Origin of the sequence: Dokdonia donghaensis DSW-1 (assembly GCF_001653755.1) — a bacterium.
Classification (GTDB): domain Bacteria; phylum Bacteroidota; class Bacteroidia; order Flavobacteriales; family Flavobacteriaceae; genus Dokdonia; species Dokdonia donghaensis.
In genome coordinates this window covers 1,163,415-1,179,260 of sequence record NZ_CP015125.1, presented here as the reverse complement: position 1 = coordinate 1,179,260, position 15,846 = coordinate 1,163,415, and the positions used below count along the sequence as shown (strand labels likewise).

Sequence of the window (15,846 nt, the reverse complement as noted above, 5' to 3'; positions counted from 1 at the left end):
TTAGCACGTGTACTTAAAACTGTCCAGAGTCCCAGCATTCCTTAAATGGTTATACCCGCAATGGTATGTTTGGGACAAAAAGACTAGTAAGAAAACCGTCTATCTCACTTTTGATGATGGCCCGGCACCAGAGGTGACAGCGTTTGTTTTAGATACGCTTTCGCGAAAGCGTAAAAAACCCATTCCCGCTACCTTTTTCTATATAGGTGATAATGTACGGAAGCATCCAGAAATTTTTAAACGCATATGCCAAAGCGGTCACTCCATAGGAAACCACACCCAGCATCACTTGAATGGTTGGAAAACAAACACAGACGCATATATAGATAATGTTAGGCTCGCCGAAGAGGAAATATCGACTCATTTACCTAAGACAATAAACACTCCTACTGCGCCGCTCTTTAGACCGCCCTACGGAAAGATAAAACGCAAGCAAGCTAGAGTCTTAAAGAAACTTGGTTATACGATTATAATGTATCGCGTGATTGCCTTTGACTGGGATGCGCATACTTCTCCAGAACAGTGTCTTGATAATGTAATTAAGAAGGCAAAAAATGGAGATATTATCGTTTTTCACGACAGTGTAAAAGCCTTTGAAAATATGAAATACACACTACCGCGCACGATAGACTATTTTGAAAAAGCGGGTTTTACTTTTGGAAGGTTAGGATAATCTAAGAGGCATATTCTTGCATAATACCTATAATGGTATTTGCATCTAGCTCACCGCTCTGGCGCCATATCATCTCCCCGTTTTTATAGATAATGAGTGTGGGTAAACTTTTAATGCGCAATGCATCTGCCAGCTCATTGTTTTTATCTACATCTATTTTTATGACTTTACCCTTATCTCCTACTGCCGCAGCAACATCTCTAAGTATGGGATGCATTGATACAGAGTCTTCATTCCACTCAGTGTAGAAGTCTAAAAGAACCGGAATATTAAGATCAATAAGTTCACCAAATTTTGACATACCCTACAATTTTAATTAAACAATCAGGGGTTTCAAGCTTCGTAAAGATAGTATATTCTCCTTACTATGCGTTTTTACCACTTTTTTTCAACTCTATAACAGTTATCTCTGGCCAGATTCCTACCCTACCAGGGAAAGCTAAATACCCAAACCCTCGGTTTACATTTATGTATTGCTTTGCATCTTCATAAATACCTGCCCAGTACTTGTAACGCCACTTCACAGGGCTCCACTTAAACCATCCTGGTATCTCAATACCAAACTGCATACCGTGGGTATGACCGCTTAGTGTAAGGTGAAAATGCTCTGGGTGATCTTTTACCTCATACTCCCAGTGTGAAGGGTCGTGACTCATCAATATTTTAAAGTCATCTTGAGCAAGTCCAGAGATTGCTTTATTAAGATCTCCAGCTTTTTTAAATCCGCCTTCACCCCAGTTTTCTACACCTACTATAGCGAGACGTTGCCCATCTTTTTCAATATAATGATGCTCATTAAGGAGAAGCTTAAACTCCATCTCTTTTTGAATTTCTTTAAGTCTATCAAGATTTGCAATCTTAGCTTCTGGCGTAGGCCAGTCTATGTAATCACCATAGTCGTGATTTCCTAAAACAGAAAACTTACCGTCACGTGCTTTGAGTCTTGCAAAGGTGTCTTTCCAAGGCTCCATCTCTGCCGCCTCATTATTTACCATATCTCCAGTAAATAATATAGCATCACTTGCCTGCTCATTTATTAAATCTATAGCGTAGTCTAGCTTTTCGGCATTATCAAAACTACCACTGTGCACGTCACTTATTTGAGTAATCTTGTATCCATCAAACGCTTCAGGTAAATCATCAAAACTGAGTGTATATTTAAGTACCTTAAAGTTATAACGCCCCTTAATCACACCATAAAGAATAGATGCAAAAGGTATCGCTGCTAGACCAAGGGCAATCTGGCTTACAAACTTACGTCTGGATGGAATTGCACTGCCCTGCGTGTTTCCAGTAAGTTTATTGAGACCTCCCTTTATAAGTCTGAATATATCCTCGCCAAACATTGTGGCGATAATGACTAACTTACAAACTATCAAAATCACAAAAGAGACGATAAAGAACTGTGTAAGCGGGCTCATATTGCGCCTACCTCCTGTAGAGAATTGATAAATCATCCCTCCTATTATAAATAAGGTGATAAGGAAGTATAATATCGTACCCCATCTACCTTTTACTAAGAATCTGAATGCTTGGTAGGCATAAACATCTAAGGCTATAATAAAGGCAATAAAAAATATGAGTCTAAGCACAAATAAAGAATTTTAACAAAAATAGCTGGTCACAACCTCCCAATACTGTATTTCACTTTTCTTTAACTATTAGTGAGCTATACAGTTACTTCAAGAATAGTAGCGCGGGCACTTATAAATTGTATCGTATTGACCTTAGCTGGAAGTATAACTGTCTGACCTTGCTTAAAATTATAAGTCTTATCATCATATATAAATGAAGTACTTCCTGCCACACACATTAGTATGGTAAAAGAATCTTGATGACTATAATCTCTAAGTAATTCACCTTCTAAATCTAACACAGCTGTCGTAAAGTAATGATCTTCTATAACTGGAACAGAAGTATTAAGCTCAGCGTTATAAGGGGTCTTGTAATTTTCACACCCATTATAATCTAACACATCTGTAGCCTGCTCTGTATGTAGGTCTCGTTTTTTACCAGTCTTTGCATCTACTCTATCATAATCATACACTCTGTATGTCACATCTGAGGTTTGCTGTATTTCGGCTAGCATAATACCAGCTCCTATTGCGTGTATTCGTCCTGCAGGAATATGAATAATATCACCTTTAGAAACATTTTCCTTGTGAAGTAAATCGATTATAGAACCATCACTAACTGCCTGAGTGTAATCTTCTGGTTTTGTATCATTCTCAAAGCCCACTATAATCTCTGCATCTGGCTCTGCATCCATAATATACCACATTTCATTTTTACCATAAGAGTCGTGACGCGCTTTTGCTATCGCATCTCCAGGATGTACCTGCACCGAAAGTGGCTTTTCTGTATCTAAAAACTTTATGAGTAGCGGAAAATGACTTCCAAATTTATCAATCACTGCTTCCCCTAGAAAGTCTGCGCCATAACTAGCTATCAACTCATTGAGGGTTTTACCTGCAAGTGGTCCATTTGAGACAATAGTCTCACTGCCGGTAACTCCAGAAACCTCCCAAGACTCACCTATATGATCTCCATCAAATTCTTTGTGAAGAACTGTACGTAATTTTGTACCACCCCAAAGGCGATACTTAAAAAGCGGAGTAAAAAATAAGGGGTATAAATTCATAATAGTATAAGACTGCAAATATACGTATAGCTTACTAAAGTCGCTCTCTGCGTTTATATCTTACCGGCGATCTGTATTTTTGTAAACGCTATGCTTATACTTACAGATGTCTTATTTTCTATTTCTGAACGGTTTAATGTGGGACCTATACAACTTCAAATTGAAAAGGGTACACACGCAGCTATTATAGGCGAGAGTGGTTGCGGTAAAACCACGTTATTGCAAATGATTTACGGTCTTTATGATTTAGACCAAGGCTCTATAACTTTTGATAATAAAAAGGTAACTGGTCCTGAAGAAAATCTTATTCCCGGGATGCCATATATCAAATATCTTTCGCAAGATTTTGACCTAATGCCTTACACATCTGTCACAGAAAATATTCATAAATACTTAAGCAGACTAGAGCCAGAAACTAGCCAGGCCAGAACCGAAGAATTACTAGAAGTGGTAGAAATGACTCCCTTTGCATCTGCTCACGTAAAAACCCTCTCTGGCGGACAAAAACAACGGGTAGCGCTAGCACAAACACTAGCGAAAGAACCAGAACTCCTATTACTAGATGAGCCATTCTCCCACATTGATAACTTTAGAAAAAACAAGCTTCGCAGGCGTCTCTTTGCATACCTAAAAAAGCAAAACATCACCTGCCTCGTTGCTACACACGACAGCACAGATGTTTTATCATATATGGACAAGACTATTGTTATGCGAGATGGAACTATAATCGCTCACGAGCAAACTCAAAGGCTATATAACAACCCTCCTTCCTATTACGTAGGCTCCCTTTTTGGAGATCTTAATAAGCTACCTAAGCAATGGTTTTTTCCAGATGCACAAAAAGATGAGCAGCTACTGCGCTACCCACACCAGCTCACAATCTCTCCAGAGGGCATAAAGGTTGAGATTACCAGAAGTTATTTTATGGGAACCCATTATTTGATAGAGGCTTTGTGTGACGGGCAATCTATACTTTTTAATTCTGAAAGTAACCTTGTTAAAGGAGACACTACATACATTAATCTCAAGTAACTAGTAGATTGTAGTGATCTTTATTACGCTTTCGCGAAAGCGCACTTCATCACCTTCTCGTTTACCCATTAGTAATTGACCTATAGGTGAGCCTATACCTATTGCATAAAAAGTGAGACCATCTACTTTTATAGCTCCTACAGGAATAGAAATAAAATAGGATGCCTGTGAGGTGACGACAACGCTACCCAAGTGCACTGGACCTTCTGAAAGATCAAGCTTTATTCTAAGAAAGATTTGTTCTAGTTTTTCTATCGCCGCCAGTTGCTTGCCAGCGTTCTCACGTTCTAAATGTAACATCGCTCTGCCGGTCTCGTGTTTATCTCCAGCTGTACTCTTAGTTTCCTCTCTTAATGAAATTGCTACATTATCTAGAATTTGCTGCACCACATCTCTGCGTTGCGTAAGATGCTCTTTACAAGCTTTGAGAAGTTCTTCTTTTATTTCAGGATGGGTCATAAGTGATATTACGGTCTGTAAAAATAGTCTATTATAAACCTACACTACGCAATAAGATTTGCCAAGTCTTCTCCCACTGTTGCGCCTATGGCAACACCCATACCTCCTAGCCGAACCCCACAATACGTGTGGTCTGATAATTTTTTAAGTAAAGGCTGTTTCTGGCTACCTACTCCCATAATGCCACTCCACCTATGGGCAATCTCAAACTTTGTATTGGGTAAAATGACCTCTTCAAGTAGTCGCTCTAGCTCTTGCTGGATTATTTCTGTTTGTGCAATTACGGTAGTCTCCTCTCCTTTAAAGTCCAGATTACGACCACCGCCTAAAAGTATCCTGCCATTTATATTTCTAAAATAGTAATACCCTCTATCAAGATGAAAAGTACCTTTAAGGTGCAAATCAGGTATCTTATTAGTTATCAAAACTTGTGCTCGTGCAGGTTTTACTTGAGTAAGACCTAGCTTTTTTGCAAAGCCATTTGTAGCAATGAGGAGCTTTTTTGTTTTGAACTGTATAGAGTTAGTGACAATGGTTACTTCAATAGCATTTTCGGCATAAGAAATTACGTTTGTATTATTCAAAATCAAGATTCCTTTAGACTGAGCGAGTTGCAAAAGTGATTGCATCATACGCCCAGTATCTATTTGCCCCTCACTATTATTAAAGATAACTTGGTCGTGGATTCCATCACATTGCAGGTCATTTGATTTTAAGCTATATACTTCCTTTTTGAAAATAGGAAAGAGCAATTTATTTATAGTAGGTATGGCTTCAACACATTGCTTATAGAGACTGTTGTCCTTCTTTAAAAATAGCTCGTAGCCTCCGTTTTCTTGATAGTCGATACCCTTATCAGTAAGCAACGCTCGCAGTTTTGTTAGGCCTTCTATTCTTTTTTTAACAAGCGCTACGACTTCATCTTCTGAGTGTGATTTTAGATCATCTAGTATTTCTGAAATACTACCAAAACAGGCAAATCCCGCATTTTTTGTACTTGCACCATTAGGAAGCATTCCTCTTTCTAACACGAGTATCTTTGCTTTTGGAAACCTTTCGCGTAAGCGTAAAGCACACGTAAGCCCTACAATACCGCTTCCTATTACGGTATAATCTACATTAGTAAACCACGCTTCTTGCTCCCAAAAACTAAACTCCATACATCTGTTTTTGTATAAAAATACATTTTATGTGTTAGTGACTCTAACTTCTCTCGTCTAAGGTGCTATGACTAGCAAAGGTTTTATCATCTTTATTTTTGTATCTCAACTGCTTTTTATGGCAGAGCCTAACCGTTATCACAAAGAATATCACGACAATGGTATCATTAAAGCCGAAGGCTGGGTTATGGGTGAGCAAAAGATTAAGTACTGGAAATTTTACCATAGTAATGGTGAGCTTATGTCTCAAGGTCACTATACAAATAACCTTAAAACCGACTATTGGTATTTTTTCAATCCCCAAGGAAAACTAGTGCGCGAGGGGCATTATGAGCAGGGAAAAGCGCAAAATTGGTGGATTTTTTACGATATTGCGCGGCAAGAAACACGCAAAACTCAATATGTAAATAATGAGCAAGAAGGTTTTTGCTTAGTCTATAAAAACAACAAACTCATCAAAGTAGAAAAATACGAAGCAAATCAATTAAAAGGTGAATGGACAAGTGTAAGAGCTTTTCGCCGTGATAATCCAGACATCTCTTTCTACTAGCATTATGGAGCCCCTTATAAAAGTTATTATACCAGCCTACAATGAACAAGATTCTATAGGACTTGTTCTACAAGACATTCCCGCTATTGTTAACGAAGTAATTGTAGTAAGTAATGCCTCTACAGATAACACAGAGCAAGTTGCTCAAGAAAATGGAGCTACCGTTTTAAGAGAAGAGCAAATGGGTTATGGCTATGCTTGCCTTAAAGGGATGAATTATATTGCGAGCCATACTCCTAAGCCAGACATCGTTGTTTTTTTAGATGGTGATTATAGTGATTACCCAGAAGAGCTTACTAAGATAATCGCACCTATTGTGCAAGACAACTGTGATATGGTGATTGGTGCTAGAGATAAACGCTTTCGCGAAAGCGGGTCTATGACAGGACCACAAATTTTTGGAAACTGGCTAGCCACAACGCTTATGAGTCTATTTTTTGGCGCACGTTTTACAGATCTTGGCCCATTTAGAGCAATGAAATATGACAGCCTTCTCGCCTTAGAGATGGAAGATAAAACATATGGCTGGACTGTAGAGATGCAACTTAAGGTCTTAAAAAAGAAAATGAAATATACCGAAGTACCCGTAAACTACAGAAACCGAATAGGCGTTTCAAAAGTATCTGGTACTGTAAAGGGCGCAGTTATGGCAGGAGTAAAAATATTAGGGTGGATTTTTAAATACAGTTTTAAGTAATGATTTTAGAAATATCTATCATAGTTATCTACACGATATCGCTAGTTATCATATTTGCCTACAGCCTATCGCAACTCAACTTGCTTTTTAATTACCTAAGAGCGCAGCGCATTAAAGACGATGCCCCAAAGTTCAATTTTAAAGACCCGACTCAAATCCCACTAGTTACTATACAGCTACCTGTATATAATGAGCTCTATGTGATGGAGCGATTACTAGACAATATTGCGTTGCTAGACTACCCAAAGGAGAAGCTGGAGATACAAGTACTAGACGACAGTACAGATGAGTCTTTTGAGAGCACAAAAAATCATATTGAGAGACTTAAAAATCAAGGTTTAGATATAAAGCACGTTACTCGTGAAGACCGTTCTGGCTTTAAGGCTGGTGCTCTTAAGGAAGGACTTAAGGTTGCAAAGGGAGAATATATAGCCATTTTTGATGCAGATTTTCTTCCCGAGCCCAACTGGCTGCAACGCACAGTGCCTTACTTTAAAGATCGAAACATAGGTGTAGTACAGACTCGCTGGGGGCATATTAATAGAGAGTACTCACTACTTACTAGAGTACAAGCTTTTGCTCTAGATGCTCACTTTACATTAGAGCAAGTAGGTCGCAACAGTAAAGGTCACTTTATAAACTTTAACGGTACCGCAGGGCTATGGCGCAAGCAGTGTATAGAAGATGCTGGCAACTGGGAAGGAGATACACTTACAGAAGACCTAGACCTAAGTTATAGAGCACAACTTAAAAACTGGAAATTTAAGTACCTAGAGGATGTAAAAACTCCTGCAGAATTACCTGTGGTTATAAGTGCAGCACGCTCACAACAGTTTAGATGGAATAAAGGTGGTGCAGAGAACTTCCAGAAGATGTCTAAAAAAGTGGTCACAAGCAAGAGCCTTTCTACAAAAACTAAGATGCACGGCATACTGCACTTACTTAACAGCACAATGTTTTTAAACGTGCTCATCGTAGCGATACTTAGCATCCCTATGTTATATATAAAGAACGAGTATGCTCACCTTAAGCCTTACTTTTACGTGATGTCTTTCTTTGTCATAAGTAGTGTGATATTCTTTATATGTTACTGGTTTATGTTTAAGAGTATTTACGGTGGCGGTTTTAAGCAATTTATACGTTATATAGGGATGTTCTTTACATTCTTTAGTATCGCAATGGGCTTCTCATTGCATAACTCTATAGCAGTAATAGAAGGGCACTTAGGGAAACGTAGTGACTTTATACGCACCCCAAAATTCAACATAAGTGAACTCAAGGAATCTTGGAAAGGCAACAAATACATCAAGAAAAACATCTCTATAAATGTGATTTTTGAAGGGCTATTAATGCTATACTTTGCCTTTGGGATGTACTCTGCCTTTGTGGTAGGAGATCAAGGAGGAGATTTTGGACTATTCCCTTTTCACCTAATGTTATTTATAGGTTTTGGGTTTGTATTCTTTAAGTCGTTAACGAGCAAAGCGTGATAGCAAAACTGTGGAAATATCAAAAAACCTCATTGCTTCTTGCAGTTGTTTCTCTTGTTGTTTACTACCTATTTGCACATCACTTACAGCGATCAGATTTTCCTCTTCTAGTAAGTCTTTACAGTATTTTATTTGCCTCTTTTTATCTAATCGTAAAGAGAGGTAAAAATGATTTTGGCCTTCTCTTTTTTATTGCCATCCTAGCCAGGATAATTTTTATAAATGCTACGCCTAACCTCTCTCAAGACTTCTATAGGTTTATTTGGGATGGCCGTATGCTCATACAAGGCTACAACCCGTATTTAAGCACTCCACAAAGTTATATTGATGCGGGTACAACAAGCATTGTAGCGCAAGCTCAAGAGCTCTATGCCGGTATGGGTACACTCAATGCTAGTCATTTTACAAACTACCCACCAGTTAACCAGCTCATATTCTTAGTTGCAGCACTTTTCTCAAGTAAAAGTATCCTAGGAAGCGTTATCACATTTAGAATAGTAATTATACTGGCAGATATAGGTACAATCATATACGGTAAAAAACTACTCACTAAGTTAGGCTTACCTATCTATAATATATTCTGGTATGCCTTAAATCCTTTTATCATCATCGAGATGACGGGCAACTTGCACTTTGAGTCTGTAATGCTTTTTCTTGTTGTACTATCCCTTTACAAGTTATCGCAAGGCAAATGGATTTTAAGTGCTGTGTTCTTAGCACTCTCCATATCGACTAAGCTATTACCGCTGTTATTTTTACCCCTATTTATGCAATACTTCTTAACCAGAGGTGGCGGTAAGACAACCCACTTTAGAAGTTCATATCCTTGGAAAGTCCGCTTTCGCGAAATAAAAACAAACACACCTAGACTCATTTACTTTTACCTCATCACCCTAGGAGTTGTGGTGCTTACATTTATACCATTTTTAAGCGGTGCTTTTGCTGAAAATTTTGGCACTACCATTGCCTTATGGTTTCAAAAATTTGAATTTAATGCGAGCATCTATTACATCATAAGGTATATAGGCTATCAAGTTATAGGCTGGAATATTATAGGAGATGTAGGGCCACTACTACCTAAAATTGTAGTTGTACTTCTTATACTACTCGCTTTTATACGCAACAACCGTAGCTTGCAGGCTATGATAACGGCCATCCTCATAGGGATGTTTTTTTATTTCTTATTATCGACTACCGTACACCCTTGGTATGTAGCGACACCATTATTACTCTGTGTGTTTACTCGCTATCGCTTTCCTTTAGTCTGGAGCGCTACAGTTATACTAAGCTACGCTGCCTATGGTGCAGATGGATTTAAAGAAAACCTATGGCTTGTCGCTATAGAGTATATCACTGTTATAGGTTTTTTTGTATGGGAGGTGTTTTGGAAGCCAAAACCTACTGCTCAACTAGATAAACACTAGCCACTTTTCTATCTGTATAATTGCGACTAGGTTGGCCTGCAGTATTAAGTTCTAAAGTAAACATAAACTTATGTTGCATATCTGGAAAGGTTTCAGATACGAGCCAATCGTCTTCAAAGAAAACAAGTGTATAAAAACTATCTTCACCTGGCATCACAAGCTCATCATCTTTACAAAGCCTTGGGATTTTTTGACCTGCAGCCCACACCATTTCTGGAGTGGCACCATTAAGTCCATACACAGGTAGTACCGGTAAGTTCTCAAAGGCTTTAAAAGAAGTCTCAACTCGCTTATCGAGTGAACTACTCTTAACAGACTGGTGCGCATACTTCTTAAATTGAGATCGTTCATTAAAACCGACATTTACGAGTAATACAAGAGCAATAACAAACGATAGTAAGCTCTTATAGAGCTCCTTTTTTACTAGAAAGTAAATGACACAAACCCCAGCTAAAACAACAAAAACACTGGGTAGAATATCTAATACAGAGAGGTAAGCCAATCGCCACCCCAGTGTAAGCAGCGCTAAACCTCCCAGTATAATTAAAGTACCTATCAACCCAATATTGAAATAAACCGGCAAGGTCTCTCTTCTATCTGTAAGCTTACTAAAGCTCCTTACCAGATAATGTATATAAAAACCTATTGTAAATGCAAGCGGTATTAAAACAGGCATCAAGTAACGCGACTTTTTCTCTGGTATGACAGATAGTAAAACGACAGCCAGCAAGGTCCACAATAAGGTAAATGTGTACTCTTTACGGTGTAACACACGTGTTTTTAAATAAGGATAAAGGAGGCTTATAAAAGCAGGTATCGTCCAGAGACCACTTTGAACAAAAAAGCTCCAGTAGTAATAAAAAGGACGCACATTATAACTCGTCCAGTTACCTGTCTCCCTTTCGGCGATTCTTGCAAAGGTAACAGGATCTGCACTTCTTACATAAATATACCAGGAGAAACCTATCACAAGGCCCATACATATGGTTATTATAAAAGGCAACCACTTTTTACGACTCGTCTCTCTCCTATATTCTATTAGGTAAGCAATCACAAAAGGTAAAAACAGCGCATAGAGCGACACAGGCCCTTTGCTTAGTATAGATGCACCTATGCATAATGCTGCGATTACCCACTTCAAGGTATTACTTTCTCCAGACGGACTTCTTAAATTACTAAAAAGGCAATAAATCCCAGAGAGCATAAATGCGTGAGCATAAATATCCCAAGGAGCCTCAAAAATGATGAGCACCACATAAAGAGATGTAACACTTATCAATCCATTAAGTAAACTATGACGAGGAGAAAGAGTAAGCTTTCGCGAAAGCGTAATAACAACACTCCCTAATAATACAACCATAAGTACTGCAGGAAGTCGCATTGCCCAGACACTTTTTATACCAAACACATAGCCTGATAGTGCCGTAAGCCAGGTAGGTAATGGTGGCTTTTCATAACGGGGCTCTCCATTCATTGTAGTGAGTAGCCAGTTATTATCTGTGAGCATTTCTCTTGCAGAGATAAAATTGCGCGCCTCCATTATGGTTACTTCTAGCGCATCTAGAAAAGGCAATAACATACCAAGCACCACAAAGGTGATGACGAGTACAGGACGCTTTTCTAATTGCTCTATCACGCTGTTTTTGATGTATAATAAAGGTAAATATTACGAGCGTAGATAAACGTACCTAGCGAGTAGGAGAGGACCATCACATAATCTACTCTGTATAAAAAGTATACGAGTGACAGCAGTCCTCCAGTAAAAGAAAATAACCAAAAGCCTAAAGGAAGTGTCGCCTCTTTATTCTTTTCTGCATAAAACCATTGGTATACAAAGCGCAGGGTAAATAATACTTGTGCTACAATACCTAAAGTAAGTAGCCAGGTAGCCATCTCATCTTTTGAGAAGAGGGCGGCTAGATCAAACTTTCCATTATTCCAGCCATATGCAATGATGCCTATGGGTATTGCTATTATGAGAAACTGAGACCATTTAGGCAAGAGTTTCCACTGCTTTTGTATCTGTAGGTTTCTTATGTAAATGATGTATCCCAGCACTTGCCCCAGCATAAGCGGGAAGTCTGTACGGAAGTAACCGTATATAAACAGTACAAAGGACCCAGAAAGACTAAGCCACCAGAAGGTTAAAGGTGTTACTACCTTCTTGCTTTTTTCTGAAAGTAACCACTGCGAAAGCATTCTTCCTCCAAAGAGGATTTGGGCAAGCACAGCAAGTAACGACAGACTATCCACGGCTGGAGTTTCCTACTTTATAATTAATATACTTTTTCTTCATCCATAGATAAGCAAAGCAATCCATAAGCGGCCCTAGAAGGCGGTTCCAAACCCCAAATTTTGCCTCACCCGCCACTCGCGGAAAATGACGCACTGGCACTTGTTTTACTTTACCTTCTTGTAATAATATCATTGCTGGCAAGAAACGGTGTAATCCCTTAAACATAGGGATGCGCTGTGCATAATCTGTCTTGATGATTTTGAGTGGGCAGCCTGTATCATCCATCCCATCGTGGGTAAAAGAGCGACGTATGCCGTTTGCAATTTTTGAAGACATATTCTTAACAAAAGAGTCTTGCCTATCTGCACGTACACCCGTAACTAGATCGTAAGGTCCTATCTCTTCAATGAGTATATTAAAATCATTTGGAGCCGTTTGTAAATCGCTATCTATATACCCAACCAACTCAGTATCTGCGTGATCAAAACCTGCTTTTATAGCAGCACTTAAGCCACAGTTTTCTGTAAAGGCGATGTACTCAAAATCTGTGCTACGTGCACAAATGTCTTTTATGATATCTAGACTCGTATCCTTAGAGCCATCATTTACAAAAAGCACTTTACTCTTTGCTTTTGCGGTTTTAAAATAGGTATTAAACTCAGATTCTACTCGTAAGAGATTATCTTCTTCATTATACACAGGTACAACAATGGTGAGACGATACTCCATAGTCTATTAACCGTTTTTAAGATTGATCACCTCTTGTTTTGTAAGGTGACGCCAGTGACCACGTGGTAAGTCTTTCTTAGTTAATCCTGCTATAGTAACACAATCTACACGCACCACCTCATAATTAAGATGTTCAAAAATAGTACGTATAATACTATTACCTGTATTTTTAATACGAAGTCCTACTTCTTTCTTAGGAGCTCCGTCTACAAAGCTTATTTCCTCTACCATTATCGTCTTACCTCCTATTTTAAGACCTTCTCTTATACGCTCCGCATCTGCAGCTTTGAGATTATTAGACAGCTCTATATGGTATAATTTATCTACTCCCTTTTTTGAGTTTGTAAATCGTTGTACAAGCTCATCATCGTTAGTAAAGAGTAGTAACCCCATTGCGTTACGCCCTAGTCTACCTATAGGTTGTATACGTGATTTTGTAGATCCCGCTACCAGGTCCATCACCGTATTGCCTTTATCATTACTTGTGGTGGTTGCAAATCCTTTAGGCTTATTAAGTAATACATATGCCTTTGCTTCTGGGTTAATACGACGCCCGTCAAAACGTACATCATCATCTATTTTTACTTGATAACCCATCTCATTAATCACCTTACCATTTACGGTAACTTGACCTATAGATATATACATATCTGCCTCTCTACGAGAACACACTCCAGAGTTTGCTATATATTTATTAAGACGCATCGTCCCATCATCCTTCTTACGCTGCGTTTGTTTTTTTGGTGCATCAAAGGCTTTATCTTTTGCCTTTGCGGTAGGTCTTCCTCCTTGTTTACGTACGGGTTGTGTACCACGAGAACCGCTTTTTTGCTTTCCTCCTGCACCACTGCGTCCAGATGGTTTTCCTTTTCCTCGATTATCTGCTCCTCTGCTCATTACATTTTATTTAAGCTACAAAGGTAAGATTTAGTCTGTTGTGATTAGTAGTATGTGTGTAGAATGTTGTGATAACCGCTTTCGCGAAAGCAATATAAGCCCACCACACCGTCTCAACATCATAAGTCACTCATTTTAAAATAGCTGCTTCGGCACAGAACTTGATTCTGTATAGGTGTTCAACATTTTTAAAACTTTATATTATGAGAAGACGTACTACTCCAGAAGTAAATGCGGGGTCTATGGCAGACATTGCATTCTTATTACTTATTTTTTTCTTAGTCACCACCACCATAGAAAAAGACAAAGGCATCGCCAGGCAGCTACCACCAGCACTCACAGATGCTACCGAAGCTCACGTAAAAGAAAAAAATCTATTACAAATTATGGTCAATCCTGAAAATGAAATTCTTGTAGAAGAAAAACGAGTCTCTATTACAGATCTAAAAGAGGTGGTTATTGCATTTTTAGATAACGGCGGCATACCACTGGGTATGGAAGGCCATTGTGATTATTGTCTAGGTGAGCATAGCCTACTCTCTTCAGATAATCCTCAAAAGGCAGTAATATCCCTCGCTCCAGATAGACTTACAGACTATAACACCTATATACAGGTGCAAGCTCAACTCACTTCGGCTTACGAAGATTTGCGCCAGAGAGCATATAAGCGATTATACAAACAAGACTATTCATCTATTAACAAAGCGGTGCGAGAAGGCACCTATGATGGCAATCTTGAGAAAGTAAAAATGCAACTCAACAAAGTGCGTTCCCTTTACCCGATGCTCATCTCAGAAGCTACTACAAAAAGAGAGTTAAGACTGTAAACTCATAAGAGAGGTGTAATCATAATCTGGATTACACCTCTTTTTTACATTAATCATTAAACTTAACTACCCACTGGCGTTCTCTGTTTACTGTAAGCTGAGTTACATCTGGACGTGAGTAGTGACCTGATGGGTCAAAGTTTTGTCGCTCCTCATATACCTTATTAAAATCCAGCGTGTGATAAATATTACCTTCTGTTGTGATATCTGGTGGCAGTATAAACTCTCCATCTGGCCCGGCAATACAAGAACCTCCGTTTGAAGAAACTTCTGGAGCACGTTTTAAAACTTCTTGTAAATGAGGTGTCTCCTTTGGAAAATCTGTTGCGATTGCCATTCTACTTGATACAGATATAACATAACTGCGCGACTCGCGAGCAATAAATCGTGTGATGTCTTTTGTATTATAATCACTGCCTGGCCATACGGCTATGTGCAAGTTTTCTCCTTGTGCATACATTGCAGCACGTGGTAGCGGCATCCAGTTCTCCCAGCAATTGAGTCCACCTACAGTAAATTGTTTAAGCGGGTGTACTCGTAAACCGTGACCATCACCCGGAGCCCAGGTAAGGCGCTCATCATACGTAGGCTGTAACTTGCGGTGTACAGATTGTATAACGCCTTCTTGATCTATATACACAAGAGAACAATATAGACTAGCTCCACCCCTATCCATTGGTTTTTCTATAATTCCAAGATATATTGCAATATTATAATTTTGAGCAAGAACACATATTTCTTGTAAATCCCCTCGTTCTATATCTACCGCATTTCTAGTATAGTGTGCGTGAAGCTCTTTTACCACCTTAGTGTCCCAAGCAGCTCCATCTGTAAGTGATAACCAGTATGGGTAACCTGGCAAAAGCCCCTCCCCAAAAACGATGAGCTCTGCATCATTTGAAGCCGCTTCTATTATAGCTGTTTTTATTTTCTCAATCGTGGCATCTCGATCTCCCCAGACTGGAGCGATTTGAGCAAGGGCAACTTTAAGGTGATTAGGCTGTGACATATAGTGTTTATGGTTTATTTAA

Annotated in this window: 17 protein-coding genes; 7 read left to right on the top strand and 10 right to left on the bottom strand. The window is 38.9% G+C overall.

All coding sequences use genetic code 11. The features are described 5' to 3' along the window. Nucleotides 1–7: 7 nt before the first annotated feature. Nucleotides 8–673, top strand: coding sequence for a polysaccharide deacetylase family protein (locus I597_RS05125; protein ID WP_035327141.1), 666 nt, complete (start codon nt 8–10; stop codon nt 671–673). Nucleotide 674: 1 nt separating this feature from the next. Here the strand turns inward: I597_RS05125 and I597_RS05120 are convergent, their stop codons facing one another. The 3 genes from I597_RS05120 to I597_RS05110 form a co-directional block, all read right to left on the bottom strand. Next, nucleotides 675–974 carry a thioredoxin family protein gene (locus I597_RS05120; RefSeq protein ID WP_035327138.1) on the bottom strand — a complete coding sequence of 100 codons (300 nt, stop codon included), beginning with the start codon at nt 972–974 and terminating at the stop codon, nt 675–677. Nucleotides 975–1,038: 64 nt separating this feature from the next. After that, the gene (locus tag I597_RS05115) at nt 1,039–2,265 is read right to left on the bottom strand and encodes a metallophosphoesterase (protein ID WP_035327136.1); all 1,227 of its coding nucleotides are present in this window, start codon (nt 2,263–2,265) and stop codon (nt 1,039–1,041) included. A gap of 77 nt (nt 2,266–2,342) precedes the next feature. Then, a complete protein-coding gene (locus I597_RS05110; RefSeq protein ID WP_035327134.1) occupies nt 2,343–3,314 on the bottom strand; it encodes a type I phosphomannose isomerase catalytic subunit in 972 nt (323 codons plus the stop codon). Nucleotides 3,315–3,404: 90 nt separating this feature from the next. Between I597_RS05110 and I597_RS05105 the strand changes: the two genes are divergently transcribed. After that, the gene (locus tag I597_RS05105) at nt 3,405–4,346 is read left to right on the top strand and encodes an ABC transporter ATP-binding protein (protein ID WP_035327131.1); all 942 of its coding nucleotides are present in this window, start codon (nt 3,405–3,407) and stop codon (nt 4,344–4,346) included. Here the strand turns inward: I597_RS05105 and I597_RS05100 are convergent, their stop codons facing one another. Together I597_RS05100 and I597_RS05095 are read right to left on the bottom strand one after the other, a co-directional pair. Beyond that, a complete protein-coding gene (locus tag I597_RS05100) occupies nt 4,347–4,805 on the bottom strand; it encodes a 3-oxoacyl-ACP synthase (RefSeq protein WP_035327128.1) in 459 nt (152 codons plus the stop codon). It abuts the gene before it with no gap. A gap of 44 nt (nt 4,806–4,849) precedes the next feature. Next, complete coding sequence (locus I597_RS05095; protein WP_035327126.1) at nt 4,850–5,965, bottom strand: NAD(P)/FAD-dependent oxidoreductase; 1,116 nt, start codon at nt 5,963–5,965, stop codon at nt 4,850–4,852. A gap of 67 nt (nt 5,966–6,032) precedes the next feature. Here I597_RS05095 and I597_RS05090 point away from each other — a divergent pair, with 67 nt between their 5' ends. Genes I597_RS05090 through I597_RS05075 form a run of 4 tightly spaced genes read left to right on the top strand, consistent with a single transcriptional unit; the run spans nt 6,033 to nt 10,126 of the window. Further along, complete coding sequence (locus tag I597_RS05090; RefSeq protein ID WP_035327123.1) at nt 6,033–6,515, top strand: toxin-antitoxin system YwqK family antitoxin; 483 nt, start codon at nt 6,033–6,035, stop codon at nt 6,513–6,515. Nucleotides 6,516–6,519: 4 nt separating this feature from the next. Then, on the top strand, nt 6,520–7,212 hold the full coding sequence (locus tag I597_RS05085) for a glycosyltransferase family 2 protein (protein ID WP_035327121.1): 693 nt from the start codon (nt 6,520–6,522) through the stop codon (nt 7,210–7,212). Further along, complete coding sequence (locus tag I597_RS05080) at nt 7,212–8,702, top strand: cellulose synthase family protein (RefSeq protein WP_035327119.1); 1,491 nt, start codon at nt 7,212–7,214, stop codon at nt 8,700–8,702. Before I597_RS05085 ends, I597_RS05080 begins: the two co-directional genes overlap by 1 nt. After that, nucleotides 8,699–10,126, top strand: a complete 1,428-nt coding sequence (locus I597_RS05075) for an MptA/MptB family glycosyltransferase (protein WP_052111919.1) — start codon at nt 8,699–8,701, stop codon at nt 10,124–10,126. The genes I597_RS05080 and I597_RS05075 overlap by 4 nt, the downstream gene beginning before the upstream one ends. Here I597_RS05075 and I597_RS05070 read toward each other — a convergent pair. Genes I597_RS05070 through I597_RS05055 form a run of 4 tightly spaced genes read right to left on the bottom strand, consistent with a single transcriptional unit; the run spans nt 10,101 to nt 13,988 of the window. After that, entirely contained in the window at nt 10,101–11,762 is a 1,662-nt protein-coding gene (locus I597_RS05070) for an ArnT family glycosyltransferase (protein ID WP_035327117.1), read from the bottom strand. The genes I597_RS05075 and I597_RS05070 overlap by 26 nt on opposite strands. Further along, nucleotides 11,759–12,379: a lipid-A-disaccharide synthase N-terminal domain-containing protein gene (locus tag I597_RS05065; protein WP_035327115.1), complete on the bottom strand. Its 621-nt coding sequence runs from the start codon at nt 12,377–12,379 to the stop codon at nt 11,759–11,761. Before I597_RS05065 ends, I597_RS05070 begins: the two co-directional genes overlap by 4 nt. Beyond that, a complete protein-coding gene (locus I597_RS05060) occupies nt 12,372–13,091 on the bottom strand; it encodes a glycosyltransferase (protein ID WP_035327112.1) in 720 nt (239 codons plus the stop codon). Before I597_RS05060 ends, I597_RS05065 begins: the two co-directional genes overlap by 8 nt. A 6-nt stretch (nt 13,092–13,097) precedes the next feature. Next, on the bottom strand, nt 13,098–13,988 hold the full coding sequence (locus tag I597_RS05055; protein ID WP_035327110.1) for a pseudouridine synthase: 891 nt from the start codon (nt 13,986–13,988) through the stop codon (nt 13,098–13,100). A 203-nt stretch (nt 13,989–14,191) separates the two neighbouring features. Between I597_RS05055 and I597_RS05050 the strand changes: the two genes are divergently transcribed. Next, nucleotides 14,192–14,815: an ExbD/TolR family protein gene (locus I597_RS05050; RefSeq protein WP_035327108.1), complete on the top strand. Its 624-nt coding sequence runs from the start codon at nt 14,192–14,194 to the stop codon at nt 14,813–14,815. A gap of 49 nt (nt 14,816–14,864) precedes the next feature. On the opposite strand, the gene I597_RS05045 is transcribed toward I597_RS05050, so the two are convergent. After that, nucleotides 14,865–15,824 (bottom strand): carbon-nitrogen hydrolase family protein, encoded by a 960-nt coding sequence (locus I597_RS05045; protein WP_035327106.1) that lies wholly within the window; start codon nt 15,822–15,824, stop codon nt 14,865–14,867. Nucleotides 15,825–15,846: the final 22 nt, after the last annotated feature.

What these genes read in the sequence shown, in the direction of transcription:
- I597_RS05120 (WP_035327138.1), bottom strand. Translation starts at nt 974, where the DNA reads ATGTCAAAATTTGGTGAACTTATTGATCTTAATATTCCGGTTCTTTTA.
- I597_RS05110 (WP_035327134.1), bottom strand. Translation starts at nt 3,314, where the DNA reads ATGAATTTATACCCCTTATTTTTTACTCCGCTTTTTAAGTATCGCCTT.
- I597_RS05105 (WP_035327131.1), top strand. Translation starts at nt 3,405, where the DNA reads ATGCTTATACTTACAGATGTCTTATTTTCTATTTCTGAACGGTTTAAT.
- I597_RS05100 (WP_035327128.1), bottom strand. Translation starts at nt 4,805, where the DNA reads ATGACCCATCCTGAAATAAAAGAAGAACTTCTCAAAGCTTGTAAAGAG.
- I597_RS05095 (WP_035327126.1), bottom strand. Translation starts at nt 5,965, where the DNA reads ATGGAGTTTAGTTTTTGGGAGCAAGAAGCGTGGTTTACTAATGTAGAT.
- I597_RS05090 (WP_035327123.1), top strand. Translation starts at nt 6,033, where the DNA reads ATGACTAGCAAAGGTTTTATCATCTTTATTTTTGTATCTCAACTGCTT.
- I597_RS05085 (WP_035327121.1), top strand. Translation starts at nt 6,520, where the DNA reads ATGGAGCCCCTTATAAAAGTTATTATACCAGCCTACAATGAACAAGAT.
- I597_RS05080 (WP_035327119.1), top strand. Translation starts at nt 7,212, where the DNA reads ATGATTTTAGAAATATCTATCATAGTTATCTACACGATATCGCTAGTT.
- I597_RS05060 (WP_035327112.1), bottom strand. Translation starts at nt 13,091, where the DNA reads ATGGAGTATCGTCTCACCATTGTTGTACCTGTGTATAATGAAGAAGAT.
- I597_RS05055 (WP_035327110.1), bottom strand. Translation starts at nt 13,988, where the DNA reads ATGAGCAGAGGAGCAGATAATCGAGGAAAAGGAAAACCATCTGGACGC.
- I597_RS05050 (WP_035327108.1), top strand. Translation starts at nt 14,192, where the DNA reads ATGAGAAGACGTACTACTCCAGAAGTAAATGCGGGGTCTATGGCAGAC.
- I597_RS05045 (WP_035327106.1), bottom strand. Translation starts at nt 15,824, where the DNA reads ATGTCACAGCCTAATCACCTTAAAGTTGCCCTTGCTCAAATCGCTCCA.